This window comes from Paenibacillus sp. JNUCC-31, from assembly GCF_014844075.1.
Lineage (GTDB): Bacteria > Bacillota > Bacilli > Paenibacillales > Paenibacillaceae > Paenibacillus.
The window spans coordinates 7,473,116-7,488,677 of sequence record NZ_CP062165.1 but is presented as its reverse complement, the minus strand read 5'-3'; the positions used below and the strand labels follow the sequence as shown (position 1 = coordinate 7,488,677).

The following is a 15,562-nucleotide window of genomic DNA, read 5'->3' as shown; positions in this document are numbered from 1 at the left end:
GGAGAGAATCAGATGTTTTTAAAAGAATTTGACTTAGACTTACCATATATTGCGAATGATGAAAAAATTGAATCTATAATGAAAACACAAAAATGTGAGTACAACGAAGCAACAAAATTAGATTATGAATTGAATTGGAAATGGAAAAGACGTTCATTTAGATTGGAAACTCGCTGTATTACAGCGATGTTTGAACGTTTATTTGGGAAATACAAAACGAAAGATTGTTGGAAAGTCCTAATAGAATGTGTAGAAAACATTTCGGACGAAAGAATTGTTAATGATTCAGGTGTATGTTCGGCGCCAATCCAATTTAATTTGGATGACTTTCGTGCAAAAAATGAGTTGGAGAAAAAAAAGGTTACGCTTCGACTACTCATGGACGGGATCGAAAAACTTGCTCTACGTAATGGTTGGAAGATTGATCCATTTAGAGAAATAGCATTACAAATAGAAGAGTTAGGTTATGTAAATGAATGGACTTGGAAAAAAACAGTAAAGAGTCCTAATAAGAAGTACAATGCTGAAGTTATATGCCATCATAATGTAGAAAGCATGGATATATTCATATCTGTTTTACAACGTGATGGTACGCAAGTGCTTTCAGAAAAGGTCATATCAGAACAACCAGATGAATTTGCTTATGCTAAGCATTTAGGCGAACTTAAATGGGAATCTGATTTTGAAGTTGCTTTGATCAATAAAAAAGGAAATGAAAAGTATTTGGTAGCCATAGAACACTAATTATAATTGTATAAGGACAATATAATTAGTTCAGTGAATGTCGCTATTTATGTTAATAACCCTGTTCAAGTAGACAAAAAACACGAAATTTAAACTGCGACCGTTTCTCGGCATACCACCGGGGAATGGTCCTTTAGCTTTTTAAGGATTTGGTTTCGGCTATATAGAGCAGAAATACAGATAACCATGCCCACTTAATGGAAAAGGGAAGGGACATATCAACAATTTAACAAAACAAGATGCACCAACACCTCGTGTTAAAGACAAATCAATGCCTGGGGGAGTTAGACCGAAAGGAAAAGATGAAATTCCGCAGAAGAGGTAGAGATGATGAACACATTAAAATGGCTTCAAAACTGGTATCTTGAAAACTGTAATGGTGATTGGGAGCATTCATACGGTGTTAAAATTGATACTGTGGATAATCCCGGTTGGTCTGTCAGAATCGATTTGAAAGATACTTTTTTAGAGGATGTTCCGTTTGATATGATCGAAGAAGAGAGAAATGAAGAAGATTGGTTCTATTGTATTGTGAGGGATAGAGTGTTTCACGGTGCAGGTGGAGCAACAAATTTGGAAGAAGTACTCGACTGCTTCAAAAATTGGGTTTCGAGTGTAGAGAGAAGTTAATTATTGTAGTACCTGAGGAAGAGACCTTGATTTGTTAAATGCCTTATAAGGACTTTTTTATCCTTTATTGAGATATATCTAGGACTAATCTTTTCTAGGTGTTTTGGTATTCCTTAATATTTGAAAGAGCGGCTGGCTATTATAGTTACTCTTATAAGAGCGAGACTATTCAAAGATGTCAAATTTGATACTGCGTTTGGCCAACCTAAGTTAACTCTGGGTGATTTCGGGAGGTAGTCAAAATTGTTTGAGATAAATTACCGTATTATTATTGATAAGAGTTACTGGAAAACGATGAACCTAGAGCAATTTGAAAAAGAAGGGGGAATTGAAGGTTTCTTTCAACTAAACCTGCATTCCGTTGATTATGGCTATTACCATAATAGGGAACTGGGCGAGGGTGAAGAAGGTTTTGACATTATTTCAACTTGGTTATCAAATTTATTAGAAGTATGTCTGTTAATAGATGATACTAAGTATGTAGCGATAAAGGATACGGAATCCTATAATACATGGATTGAGTTTACTTATGCTGATAATGACTTACTAGTGAGTGTGGTTTAGTCTGACTGCCTCATTAGTGAATATCTCATTACCAATCCTTTAGCAAATCGAGTTTATCCCGAATGGAGAGATATCCAGGTCAATAGTGAGAAGTTTATCACAGAGGTAGTTAATAAGACGAAAAATTTTATTAATGAGCTATCTCAAATAAACTCTCTCCTAAGTAAGAGCCAAAGAATAGTTCAGTTACAATCACTGCTCGATAAAACAAGACGGTAGATATAATGAGAGTATTGTGACATTATTCAAAATCAATCCGTACTTATCCTTTTATGATATGATTTTTAGGTAGTAGGGAACTTTGTGTCAATGTACACCACAATTTCTTGATCCCGTTATACATATGTACAAAATACGAGTTTTGTGAAACAGTTATTATAATTTTGGATTTTACATCATCTCATTACATTTACACCCCATGGATAAATGTGGCTTTTTCTTTTTATAACCCCCGAGATATTTTTAATTTCGTATGGATAAATATGCTATCCAAATATAATATGCGCCCATTATAGCTTTATAAATGAGCGCATATTATATTTGATTACCGAATTTCTTTTAATTTTATCCTACGTCATTTTTAATTCTCGTGTACCCAAAATTCAATAATGCTGTTCCAGGTATTGGATTCGTTTCCTTGCCCGACATAACGAATGAATTTCGCCTGGACCGGTTCAAATTCAAAAGTTTCATAAGCAGCCTGTTTTTGACTAGCCACACTACTCAACACCTTTTGGTAATTAATACCATCAACTGATACTTCCAAATCAAAATAATTGGACCGTGTATGCCCATTATAGAATTGAATGCTTACCTGCCCTACTTCGGTCTGTTGCTCGAGCTCCAACTGCAGGTATTGTCCCTTTCCATCTGCGGACCATCTGGAGTCTGGATCACGGTCGATCGTATGGATCGGCAGATTGCCGTCATCTGAACTTGCCGTAACCTTGGTTACGACTGCAAACGGTCCTTCCGGTTCGGCCATAGGCTCTTTGACTTCAAATTTCTCTCGTGCCTCGACCGGTACTCCATTAAAGACGCAGCTCACAATGATGTCTACAATTCCGGCTTTTACCGCATGGAAGGTAGTCCCTTTCGTATATCCGATAGTTTCATCAGTTGACGTATACGTGACAGGAACATCCAATTCTGCAATGTTCACGATCTCACCATTATCTAATGTAACAAAAGAAGATAATTCGCCGCTCGCTCCTGCGCTGATCGCATTGCCTGCAACTCTCCATCCTGGAAGCGTTTTATTAGGACTGATGGAGATATTCTCTGGAAGTACCGGTGTATCTGCTACTTTGAATTTTACGCGCACGTTCTGGGTATGACCCCGATACGATACAGTGATCTCTCCAGTTCCATTAATTCCTTGCGGCTGCTTAATTTTAATTTTGGCATCCTTCGCATAAGCTTTCGCAGAGATGATCGGCGTTTCTGTTGTGCCATAAGGCAAAGTATGGACGTAATCCGTTCTTAAGAACTGCATACCCCCTATAGCTTCGCCATTCACCAACAGGGATTGAAGCCCCAGATGAAGATCTTTGATTCGTTTCTTGCTCTGATCCTGATATAAACTTTGCGGGGATAAACGATCGCCCTGCCCAATGCCTTCCGCCATATCAAATGGCTGCGTATTCGCATCCGGAATGGAACCAACAATGTTGACGTTCACGCCGGTGTCCTTTCCTTTTGTTCCAATGACATATCCATTCCCGAATTGTTCTGATTCTACAATAACGCCGGATTTACTAGGGTGTGCAGCCTGTCCGGTCGTATTCCAGAACACACTTTCCGTCGAAACGACCCCATGACGGTTCGTTTCGGATGATCCATAATCCCGCGTAATGGCAGAGATTCCGTCCCCGTTAACGACCAGGTTATCGATCAGATTCGCCATACTCAAGTACATATGAAAATCAGTCAATAATGAAGGATTCTCCGAATACGAACCTTGCAGCACATTCCCGTTCGCAGAGAAGTTGGCATATGTGAAGCTATGTCTAGCTCCTATTGCCTTACTATCCTTAATGAGATTATCATTGCCTATAAATTGATATAAATAACCGTTCCCGTTCGCTCCACGATACTGCGGGTACTGCATGGTTACATGATCCACAGTGACGTTCTTTGTACGGTCCAGAATAATACCTTTGGATAACAGATGATAATCTGTATTGCCAGCTGGTTTATACGTGTTAACATTGCGAATCCAGCTGTTCGCCACTGCAATCACATTGACCGCTTTGGCATTATCAGCTTCATACCCAGCAGTCCCAACGACTTTGAAGTCATCCTCACCAAGGCCCGACTTCGCATTTTGAATGTTTGAGATCGAGAAATCTTCCAACCCTACCTCGACAATCGGATCTGCGGTCTGACTAATCGTAATATCATCGCGGAGCTTCATTGGATAACGCGTCGGAATGTCTAGCGTAATCGTTTTGTTCTCTGAATCTACGCCCACGATTTGGCGATAGAATAACGGTTCTACTTTACCGAGACGGGACGACCACTTGTTTTGCATGCCAAGTTCACGTAAAAAACCCGGCGTCGTTTCGAATGAAATGACCACGTAATCATTCACCGCAAATCCGCTTGTATCTTCAACGGGCAGCAGGACGGTTGGATCAGCAACCGACTTGCGAAGTTTCGTGGAAATTCCGGTTTTCTTCCAATCTCCGTTACTGATCCGGATAATATCCTTGTTTTTCATATTTTGCTGTGCATTATAGATATGAGTCTTGTTCATCCCGTCACCTTTCAGGACCACACGACTTGCAGAAATGTTTAGTGAATAATCCTTGCCGTCCTGAGGGTTAACCTGATATGTACCCTTGGGAAGATACACGACACCCCCACCTAACGCAACAGCAGCATCAATTGCCTTTTGAATAGCCTGTGTTGCATCACGGCCCCCTGAAGGATCGGCAAAATAAGGTGATTTGGTAACGTCGATACGTTTGTTTTTCGCCGTTTTAGGTAGTTCTGTTTCCCCACGCCGGTAACCGGCATACGAAAAGTCATGCAGAAACCTTCCCTGTTCATCTTTAAATCCTGGATACCAATCGTTTGGATAGAGTCTGCTTCTGCCATCCGTACCCAGAGATAGATTCTCACCCGCACGATCAATAGATGGCTGTGAGTCACCCTCTGACGCTCGAACCTCCTGGGTTCCAGGTACAGACAATCCAATGGTCAACGTAAATGCCAACAATAAAAAAGGCCACTTTCTACGCATGCTTTCGTTCTCCTCCTTTTGGATTCCAGAGTATGTGAGCGGTTTCAAGAAACCCTATAGTCACCTCCGATCCTGCTGAAGCAAGAGTCATGTGCATGCCAACTCAGCATGTCATAACCGATTGTAGAGCACGAGGGAACGGAATTACATTAACAAAAACGACACTTTAATGCCTATTTTATACAATATAAGGGTTTATTTAGAGGACACAGCGCGATTATATCGCTCTAACGCCTGTTGTTGAATCTCAATCGCACGATCAATCTGTAATGACTTGATTTGCTCGACATACGTATCGAATGCATCCAACGGCTCAATGCCAAAAATGATTTTAAGCGACATCTCGTCCACCACTTTGTTCACTTCCTGCATGATGACTGACATCTCCGTGCTTTCTTTCTCGGTTTTGGGCAGAGTTGGTACCTGATGCAGAACAGCGTCCGTACTGGACCATAACTGCACCGCCTCTTTCTGTTCCGGCAAAATATAATATTGTTCCATATATCGCGTATCCTGTACAAATGGACCGAAATAACTCGCTCTCGTGTACATCGCAAGCGCTTGCGCCGGCGACCACTTATCAGGGTTTTTCAAAATAGTCTCGGTATACGTCGGATACCCGTCCTTCATCTTAAAACTAACACCTTCAATACCAAAGTTGAACAGCAAATGTCCCTCAGGCCCATACCCGTAGTCCAACATTCGTGCTGCTTCTTCTACATGATGACTGTTGCTGGATATGGCGACTCCACTGGAACCGATCGCGGGAGCAAGTTGACCAAATTTCGGGCGATCTCCTTTGTTCATGACAGGATATGGCGCTGGCACAAGCTTTGCATGGGGATCTGTCTCTTGCAAGATGGGTAGCCATGTACCAATCCCCGCCCCTGCATTCCAGATACTCGCGCCGCTGCGTCCTGTGGTCATGTTTGTATCCTGAGTCTCCGAATCGACGGCAGCCAGATTCTTGTCAATGAGTCCCTCCGCATACCATTCACGAAATAAGGAGAGAAACGCTTTATATTCAGGTTCTTGTGCCCCAAACTTAATGTGGCCATCTTCCACGTAGAACCCCTTTTTAATGCCAAAAGCGCCAATAAAACCGCCGCCTTCGATACCAAACAACGGATTCGGAACACCTAGAAAAGTAAGCGGAGCGTCAGCTCCCTTTTTGTCCTTAAATACCTGAAGCATCGTATGCCATTCGTCAATCGTTGTTGGCACGTCAAGTCCAAGTTCATCCAGCCAGTCCTTCCGGATAATCGGCCCTTGATAGGTTCGCAGCTTATCATCTCCCTGAATAAAAGGAAACGCGTAATAACTTCCGTTCGCTGTTCGAATCTGCATATCAATGTCTGGATGCTCCGTCAGGTACTGCTTCAGATGAGGTGCGTATTGATCAATAACATCGTTTAATCTCAGAATATATCCGTCTTTGATCGCTTTCTCCGGCCCACCGGGATAATTGCTCCACTCGTATTCAATCATATCTGGCAGTTCTCCGGACGTAAGCAGCACATTAATCGCTTCTTTGGCCTGATTGGCGGGAGGCCGGATGAATTGAAGGTTGACTCCGGTTCTCCGCTGCCACTCCTGAAAAAAAGGAACTTCATTGAAGCTGGACTTGATGCTCGCTGCATTGCCGTTCAATTCAGCCCAGTAGGTTAATCTCCCATCGTCATCGGGAGCGGCGATGGAGACGGTCTTAGACTCTGACGAGCCGGAACGTTCATCCATCGCGGCATCCGAATCTGACCCGTTCTGATCGCAAGCTGTCAGCATGCCAAGCAGCAGGATAAATCCTGTTACTTTTGTTATGAATGCCAACATTTTCTTTACGTTCATGTTCCGGTCTCCTTTCAAATCAACTGATTTCTTTATATTTACCGGGGGTAATGCCTTCGTATTTCTTGAATACCCGGATGAAAGTGGCTGCATCATTATACCCGACCAATCGGGATATTTCGGTAATGGATTCCTGTTTATGCTCCATCATTTCTTTGGCCTGTCGGATACGGCATTTATGAATGCAATCCAGCAGACCCTCGCCGGTCTGATTCTTGAAAAGTTTGGACAAGTAACTGCCCTTCAGCTCAAAATGCTCACCAATGGCGTTGACGTTCAAATTCACGTCTGTATAGTTACTCTCAATATACTGTGTGACTTGGCTACTGAGATGACGCAGGGAATCCTCACGTTCTTGTGATACATTCGTTGCGCGCTTGTCAGCGGCATAGGAACATACCTCCTCAAGCAAATTCTGCAAAGCCTCCTGCATCTCCTGGATGGTATCCCCGGCAATAATGTCATCAATCCGATTCGGGTATTGGGTTAACGTATGGTTATCCCTGTCCCCCAGATCATTGATAGCCTTGATCATTGTACCTACCAGGTTAAAAATCAGGCAACGTGCAAGTGTGAGCGACATAATCGGTTTATCAAAATTTCGCTCTGTAATCTCGTTCATATAAGCGCTGGCTTGGTCGGTATCTCCCGCTTTGATGAAATTAAGAAGCTGCTGTTCCACCTGAAGCGGATAGTAGTAGCCAAACGGGTCATCCGCCATCGCATCGCTGCGGACATCGCCATAGGTAATGATACCTTTTTTGCCAAGCACCATTTTGTATTCCATCGCGTCTACAGCTTCCTGGTATGCTTCGGCGATACCAATCCACGACGTATGGCGTCCACTGATGGAGATCGTCAATTCCATTTCATAACGTTCCAGGAATCGCTGCGCTTCTGCCGCAATGTGATGAAGATCCTGGTTCCAATCCGAAGAATCCGCTTTCATATTTACAAGGCAGACCATCATATCATCAACTTCAGCCACATATCCGACGTGCTGACGCTCTGAAGCCAGTTCTTCAACCACATTGGAAATAATGAGATGGATTAGCTTGTTTCGTTCGTTGATATCAATACCTGGCAGCTTTCCATAGAGATTCTCTTCATTCTCGATAACAAATAGGATCACAGCAAATTCACTTGAATACAGCGGCATATGGAATGAACGGAATGCATCTTCATAAGGCACAAGCGTATCCTGTTTGCCTTTGAGAAGCCGATTAATCATATTGGAGCGCAGCACCTGCTGATGTTTCTGCAACTGCTGGGCAATCTCATTCTTTTCTGAACGTGTGTTCATGATGACCTTCTGAATAAACCGAAGTTCGTTCCGATCAGCAGGTTCGTTCTGACTATTTTTGTCTTTTAGTGATTCCACGAGCTGTTGGATTGGGGAGTAATTCCGGCGCATGAAGAACCAGGTCAGTACACCCGCGCTAATGAGACTCACTACGATGCTGATATACGTAAAATTGCGGACATACACTGCCTTTTCCCAATATAGGCTGCTGGGAATAATCAATGCGTACTTGAGATCGGATACCGCAGAGTCCATGTAGAACATCTCCGACTTGCCTACCTTGGCGTTATCCAATTGAACCTGATTGCCATTCATGAATGGCTTCAATTCCTCTGACCCCGGATGATTGCTCATCAGAATCTCGTTATTCTGGTTCAGAATCAGCAGTGTGGCATCACTAAAACCCGAAATGCTCTCAATTGCTTCCTGGAATCTTCGCGTATCCGCCATGACGACAACCGTGCCGGTCTCCTGACCATTCAAATCATCAGGCAGACGTGTAATGTACGCAATCGAAGACTCCGCCGGAGCTGCATTCTGATGTGGCAGTATGACGAATTGATTCGTCTCTGTACCCAGAATCTGATCCCGCCACGCTTCGAAAGACATTGCACCTGTGTTATGTATGGTATGAAATGCCGTTCGCATATCCCGAATATTACCTGAACGGAGAATGGATTGATCTTTTTTCCACACGACGTAGAATTCATCGATGGATGCGTAGGATGTTTTATAGAGACGGAGTTCCTTTACCAGTTGGTATGCCGTATACGGCGCCTCTTTGGCCGGCTGATTGGAATACATCAACGTTTGCAGATTTGGGCTCCACGTCATTTCCATGTTTAACCGTTTCATCAGATCAACTTGTGTATCGATCGTATAACGCATCTGCTTCAATAAAGAATCGTTGGCCCGATGTATTTCACTCTTCAAAGTCTCATTTGCTTGCATGTAAATAACCAAACTGATCAGAATCGGCACAATCAAAACAGCACTGTAAGAGACAAGCCAGGTTACAATTATGCTTTCTCGTTTTTGCCACAAATATCGAATGTTTAGCAACAACTCATCACCCAACTCTTCGTAGATTATCTATGTTTGGATCAGGAATTTATTATAACGGTAAGAGCGCAATTGGGATATAGATAAAAAGTTCAATTCGATTGACAAAAAGGGTAGCCACCACCGATTTTCCCCGTCAAATCAAGCACAAATAGCCCGAATAGACTAATTTCGTCTATCGGGCATTCGGTATCAAAACATCAATGTATGGTCATTCAATTTTTGAATAGATGAGTCTATTTCAAAAATGTACTTAGAACATTTCTAGAAAATGCGATGCTTCCAACCGTTTAATTTTGCACTCGCTTCGACGTAGAAATAGTCACCGTATATGAGCGAGACGTTCACGTTCTGACCCGCCGGTTTGTGACTGGTTCCCTTCAGAAGCATACCTTCGTGATCAGGAAGATTCCATGTTCCATAGTGATCCCGCAAGGAATTCAGGATACGTTTGGCAATGGTAGCATATAGCCTGCCTTCAGGATCAGTTAGTACATCTGCAAGCTCAAGCAATCCGGAAGCAGCAATTGCACCCGCGGAGCTGTCCCGTGGAATCTCTTCTCCTTCTTCGGACTCAGCCCGGAAATCCCAATGCGGAACGCTATCCTCAGGCAAGTTGGAAATGAAGAAGTTCGCCACACGCTGTGCAGCATCAAGATATGCCGGGTCTTCTGTATAACGATACGTATTCGTTAATCCGTATAAAGCCCACGCAGCTCCACGACTCCATGCCGAATTCGGCGCCGCTCCCTGTCCCCCTATCGCTTCAGCACGTTCACCTGTCTTGGGATCAAATGAAACAATATGATGCACAGAACCATCTTCCCTGACAAAATGCTTCATGACCATATTCGCATGAGCCTTGGCGATATGGCTGAAACGGGGGTCTCCACTCTCCTCCGATGCCCAGAAGAGTAACGACAGATTCATCATGGTGTCAATGATCGACCATCCCAACATGTTTCCATTCCAGGCCCGGATAAAGCTGCCTTTGGTATTGAAGCGCCCAGCCAGGAAGTTGGCAGCAAATAAAGCACGTCTAGCTGCATCGGCATCTCCGGTGAGCTTGTATTTGATAACGGCCGTGGGCAGGAAATGAAAGCCCACGTCGTGATCGAAGTAGTTATTTTCAAGAAACCGTTCCGATAGCCGTTGATCCCAATTCCATGCAGCTTCTTTATATTTCTCATCACCCGTCATATCGTACATAATCCATAACAAGCCCGGCCAGAATCCCGAGGTCCACCAATCGATTCTCATGTCGTCATAGATGCCATTGGTTCCAGCAACATGCGGAGACTTATCACCTATGGATGCAAGCATCTGATCGGTTTTGCTCTTGATCTGATCCCACACGTCCTTGTTCACTTCATTTAATACGCTCATGTAACCTCATACCTCCTTACCGTTCTTCAATTCTCTGATCTAACCTTTCAATGAACCAACCATGACACCTTTTACGAAAAACCGCTGCAAAAACGGATAGATGCACAGAATCGGTATCGTCGCTACCATAATAGTCGCATATTTGATGGTTTCCCCGATCTGGAAGCGATCCCCAGCCGATGCACCTGCCGACATGCTCTCCGTAGAATTGGCGATCAGAATCTCACGCAGCACCAATTGCAGCGGGAACAGCTCTCGGCTTTTGATAAAGACAGACGCATAGAACCACCCGTTCCACTTATCTACTGCGTAATACAGAATCATCACGGCAATGACGGGCATGGACAACGGAATAATAATGCGGAACAAAATGGTGAAGTGATTGGCTCCATCTATCTTGGCTGATTCTTCGAGACTGTCCGGGATACCCATAAACGACGTTCGCATGATGATCAGATTAAACGTGCTGATGGCAAAGGGCAGAATGGTCGACCACAATGTATCTAACAGGCCAACGCCTTTTACCACCAGGTACAGTGGAATCAACCCGCCGCCAAAGAACATCGTGAACACGATAAAAAACATAAACACCTTGTTCCACATCACGTTTTTACGGGACAGCACATACGCACCAAGCGCTGTCATGAACAGGTTAACGATGACGCCGAATACAAGAATAAATAATGTATTACGGAACCCTGTGGCTATACCTGGATTGGCAAGCACGCTCTTGTAAGCTTCCAGACTAAAGCCCACCGGCTTCCACAGGAGACCCTTGTTCGCTAACAGCTGCGCCGAGTCGCTTAAGGACGCAAATAACACGTAGAGCAGCGGATACAAGGTGACGATAACAAGCAGGATTAGAAATGTATAATTGAAGATCGTAAAGATTCGGTCAAACCAACCGCTTTCCTTAATCAAAGTTACCACCTCACCATAAGCTGTTTTGACTCACTCTGCGGCTGATATAGTTCGCCGAAATCAGAAGAACGAGATTGATCACTGAGTTAAATAGACCGACTGCCGAGCTGTAACTCCATCCGAACTCCAACAATCCCTTTCGATATACGAAGGAAGAGATCACGTCAGCCGTTTCATAGGTCACCGGATTATAAAGGAGAATGATTTTCTCGAACCCGACATTCAGCATATTCCCCATCCGGAGAATGAACATGATTGTAATAATAGGCAGTAATCCCGGCAGTGTAATGTGGAACATTTGCTTGAGACGGCTTGCTCCGTCGATCTTCGCCGCTTCATACTGCTCCAGGTCAATGCTCATCAACGCAGCGATATAGATAATGGATTCCCAACCAATCCGCTGCCATATTTCAGACAGGACATAGATCGGACGGAACAGCTCCGGCTTTTGCAGCATCGCCTGACCGTCATATCCAAGCATCATGATGAGCCGGTTAATTAATCCATCTGCGTTCGTGAAGTCCGTAATAATACCGCATATAACAACAAGAGAGATGAAATAAGGCATGTACGTTATCGTCTGAACGACCCGCTTGAATGTGCGCTTGCGCACTTCATTGATGAGCAGCGCCAGAATAATTGGTGCGGGGAATTCAAAGAGCAGTGTATACAAACTGATAAGAAGGGTGTTCTTCAGAACCCGCAAGAAATAATAACTGTTGAAAAACTCCTCAAAGTGCTTCAGCCCAACCCAATCACTCCCCAAAATGCCCTTCATCGGAGAATAATCTTTAAAGGCAATAATTGCGCCGTACATCGGACCGTAATGAAATATTAAATAATATCCAATAACAGGAATCATCATGATGTATAAATACTTGTTCATCATGAAGTCCCGTACGAACCGGCTTCTAAAGGATTGACGATTGCTCATGATGTACCTTTTCACCTCTTTTCAATCGGGAGGGCCAGTGCCCTCCCCTTTTACAATTACCGGTTGTTGTAGCGTTCGAGTGCTGCTGTTTGAATCTCAATCGCTCGATCCAGATGTAACGATTTCATTTTCGCGACATAGCTCTCAAATTGATCCACTGATTCGTTGCCGAGAATGATCTTGATGGTCATCTCATCGACGAGCGTGTTGATATCATTCATGATGGTCGCGTATTCGGAGCTCTCTTCAGGTGTAGGCGTAATTGAAGGCAGATTATATTTTGCAGCCTGTGTATTCTTCCATACATCAATCGCATCGCGCTGGGTCTGCAAAGCAAAGAACTGCTCGGCATAACGTTTATCTTGAACGAATGGACCGTTATAACTGCTGCGGGCATATAGGGAAATTGCTTGTGCAGGAGCGAGTTTATCCGGATTCTTCAGCAGCAAATCCGTGAATTTCGGATAATCGCCCTCCATGTTATAGCTGACACCCTCTTCACCGAAATTGAAGAACATGTGCCCTTCCTCACTGTAGCCATAATCCAGCATGCGAACGGCAAGTTCCGGGTCCTTGGCTGCCGTTGTGATGGCAACCGTGCCTTCCGAGGCATAACCCTGGTTAAGCTGGCCGAATTTAGGAATATCACCTTTGTTAAGCACCGGATATGGTGCGGCGACCAGAACGGCATCCGGATCATTGGCTTCTACGAGCGGCTGCCATTTGCCGATACCTCCGCCTGCGTTACCGACACTGGCGCCAGTAGCACCCGAAGCGAGGTTACCGTCAACGGATTTGGTATCCGCTGTTGAGATGTTTTTATCAATCAGCCCTTCTTTGTACCACTCCTGGAATAACGTCAAGTATTCTTTGAATCCCTCTTCTGACGGGCCAAATTTGACCTGTCCGTCTTCCTGATAGAATCCGCGGTTTACACCGAAGGCGCCAAGGAAAGCACCGTTACCGGAATCATTAAAGAATCGTGGCTTACTTACAACAGAGAACGGAGCGGATGCGCCTTTTTTCTCTTTAAAAGCTCTCAGGGTTGTGGTCCACTCATCAATCGTTTCCGGAACCGGCAGTCCCAGCTCATCCAGCCAATCCTTACGAATGATGGGTCCCTGGAAGACACGAAGATACTCATCTCCCCGAACGAACGGGAATACATAGTAGCTACCACTGTCCGTTTTGACCATCTTGTCGATGTCCGGATTTTCCTCCAGGTATTTCTTCAGATTCGGAGCATACTGGTCAATCAGATCGTTCAGCTTGAGGATGTAACCATCATTGATGGCTTTCTCCGGTCCACCGGGAAAATCTCCGATGAAGTTGTACTCCAGCATGTCCGGCAAATCTCCAGACGCCAGCATCACGTTAAAGGATTCTCTGACCTGACCTGTCGGTGGTGCCGTGAATTTGAGTGGCACGCCGGTTTTTTCCTGCCATTTTTGAAAGAATGGAATTTCGCTGTGCGAATTTTTGACCCCGATCAGGTTTCCGTTAATTTCACCCCAGTACGTAAGCGTCTTATCCGTTTGAATCGGATAGGTTGTTGCTTCCGTTGATCCGCTTGGTGTGCCTTTATCAGTTTCGCCCGTTTTACTGTCTCCGGACGAACACCCCAGGATCGTTGTACCTAATAACAGGATCATCAAACTCGTAGATAACACTTTTCTTCTCATGGACCTTATCCTCCACCTTTTGGGAATGTCTGTGCTCTACCTCAGATTAAGGGAGAGGTCACTGTAGCGATATCCGCAAAAGATCAAATGACATGTTGATTTCGTCAGAACCAAATGATCATTTAGCCAAAGCAATAAACAAATTCTCTATATCCTCATCTGCACTGTCTTGAATTAGCTGTGCTGGCGCGGGTTTGGGACTGTTCTTCAGACATCACAAAAAAACAGACCATGAACATTGTTCATAGTCTGTAACGTGGGTGAATATGAGTTGATTGAAATATAAGGGATTATTGCGTCAGAGCTCGAATTGTCATTTTCAGTCCCATACGACTTCTGTACCTGCAATAAAATCATGTATTGCACGTTTGTCTTCTCGTACAGCAACCATGATGACACTTACAATGAAACCAATGCCCAACGTTATGGCATACACAATTCCTGCCACAACAACTCGCATCAACATGGCTCCAATGCCAGGGGGCTCATGTGTATCGTATTTTCGAATTCGAATTCCGCAGATGCGTTTTCCTATCGTTCTACCGTACCAGAATACTGGCACCGAACCTTATCCAAAAACCTGCTTTATACATAATGTTTCCTCCAAACTTTCTTTACTACAAAGACTAATAAATACGTTATTTCTAACTCCTTTCATAAATTTGTTCTAACTCAACATGGGTTGAGAAACTCATGGCGAACTGGAATTCACCCTCACCTATATGGGTGTATATACTATTCATATCACTGCTGGATTACACCATTGAAACCAAGTCTAACACTTTTCAGTTGAAGGCCGGCATGGAACACGTTAGGTATTATCATTCAATTTATGACAAAGGAGGATGAAGCACATGTATAGATTCAAGTACTATGGAGATCCGCAGGACTATGCCTTATCCACAGCTCCGCAATATTATCGGAATAGAGATGCACAACGCACGGAAACTTTGGGGTTACCGAATGATGTGATGTACACAGCAGCTGTAGAGCCCAAATTTACCGAGCTATTATTCCAACACATAGGATTAAAGATTGTCATCACGACAACTGTCGGCAAATTGGTAGGCACTCTGGATGATGTTTCCACTGATCACGCAACTCTTGATGTTCTTGGAAAAAAGCATCACATTCGATTATGTGAAATCGTTTATTTTGAAATCGCAAAAGAGTCATCACTCTGATGCAGTAAACCGTACCCTGTAGTTAGACACTTCATAAAAGTCTCTTTATGGGGTACTTTT

The 15,562-nt window shown here is 43.9% G+C and carries 11 protein-coding genes and 1 pseudogene; 4 read left to right on the top strand and 8 right to left on the bottom strand.

Annotation, left to right across the window (positions count from 1 at the left end; all coding sequences use genetic code 11):
- Positions 1–12 precede the first annotated feature (12 nt).
- The 3 genes from JNUCC31_RS32740 to JNUCC31_RS33690 all read left to right on the top strand — a co-directional run bounded on the left by JNUCC31_RS32740 (position 13) and on the right by JNUCC31_RS33690 (position 1,938).
- Positions 13–744 (top strand): hypothetical protein, encoded by a 732-nt coding sequence (locus JNUCC31_RS32740; protein WP_192267429.1) that lies wholly within the window; start codon positions 13–15, stop codon positions 742–744.
- A gap of 327 nt (positions 745–1,071) precedes the next feature.
- Entirely contained in the window at positions 1,072–1,374 is a 303-nt protein-coding gene (locus tag JNUCC31_RS32735) for an immunity 53 family protein (RefSeq protein WP_228469366.1), read from the top strand.
- 243 nt (positions 1,375–1,617) lie between these two features.
- Entirely contained in the window at positions 1,618–1,938 is a 321-nt protein-coding gene (locus tag JNUCC31_RS33690; RefSeq protein ID WP_228469365.1) for a hypothetical protein, read from the top strand.
- 580 nt (positions 1,939–2,518) lie between these two features.
- Here JNUCC31_RS33690 and JNUCC31_RS32725 read toward each other — a convergent pair.
- The 8 genes and pseudogenes from JNUCC31_RS32725 to JNUCC31_RS32690 form a co-directional block, all read right to left on the bottom strand.
- The gene (locus JNUCC31_RS32725) at positions 2,519–5,185 is read right to left on the bottom strand and encodes a discoidin domain-containing protein (RefSeq protein WP_192267428.1); all 2,667 of its coding nucleotides are present in this window, start codon (positions 5,183–5,185) and stop codon (positions 2,519–2,521) included.
- Positions 5,186–5,380: 195 nt separating this feature from the next.
- The gene (locus tag JNUCC31_RS32720; protein ID WP_192267427.1) at positions 5,381–7,030 is read right to left on the bottom strand and encodes an extracellular solute-binding protein; all 1,650 of its coding nucleotides are present in this window, start codon (positions 7,028–7,030) and stop codon (positions 5,381–5,383) included.
- Positions 7,031–7,049: 19 nt separating this feature from the next.
- Complete coding sequence (locus tag JNUCC31_RS32715; protein ID WP_228469364.1) at positions 7,050–9,284, bottom strand: helix-turn-helix domain-containing protein; 2,235 nt, start codon at positions 9,282–9,284, stop codon at positions 7,050–7,052.
- Positions 9,285–9,659: 375 nt separating this feature from the next.
- A complete protein-coding gene (locus JNUCC31_RS32710) occupies positions 9,660–10,718 on the bottom strand; it encodes a glycoside hydrolase family 88 protein (RefSeq protein ID WP_416234475.1) in 1,059 nt (352 codons plus the stop codon).
- A 102-nt stretch (positions 10,719–10,820) separates the two neighbouring features.
- Positions 10,821–11,702: a carbohydrate ABC transporter permease gene (locus JNUCC31_RS32705; protein ID WP_063563855.1), complete on the bottom strand. Its 882-nt coding sequence runs from the start codon at positions 11,700–11,702 to the stop codon at positions 10,821–10,823.
- 10 nt (positions 11,703–11,712) lie between these two features.
- A complete protein-coding gene (locus tag JNUCC31_RS32700; protein WP_024631937.1) occupies positions 11,713–12,636 on the bottom strand; it encodes an ABC transporter permease in 924 nt (307 codons plus the stop codon).
- Between the two features lie 56 nt (positions 12,637–12,692).
- Positions 12,693–14,318 carry an extracellular solute-binding protein gene (locus JNUCC31_RS32695; protein ID WP_192267424.1) on the bottom strand — a complete coding sequence of 542 codons (1,626 nt, stop codon included), beginning with the start codon at positions 14,316–14,318 and terminating at the stop codon, positions 12,693–12,695.
- 319 nt (positions 14,319–14,637) lie between these two features.
- Positions 14,638–14,880 (bottom strand): annotated as a pseudogene (locus JNUCC31_RS32690) (RDD family protein); the annotation flags it as partial.
- 292 nt (positions 14,881–15,172) lie between these two features.
- On the opposite strand from JNUCC31_RS32690, the gene JNUCC31_RS32685 reads away from it, so the two are divergent.
- Positions 15,173–15,502, top strand: coding sequence for a DUF2642 domain-containing protein (locus JNUCC31_RS32685; RefSeq protein ID WP_192267422.1), 330 nt, complete (start codon positions 15,173–15,175; stop codon positions 15,500–15,502).
- Positions 15,503–15,562 lie beyond the last annotated feature (60 nt).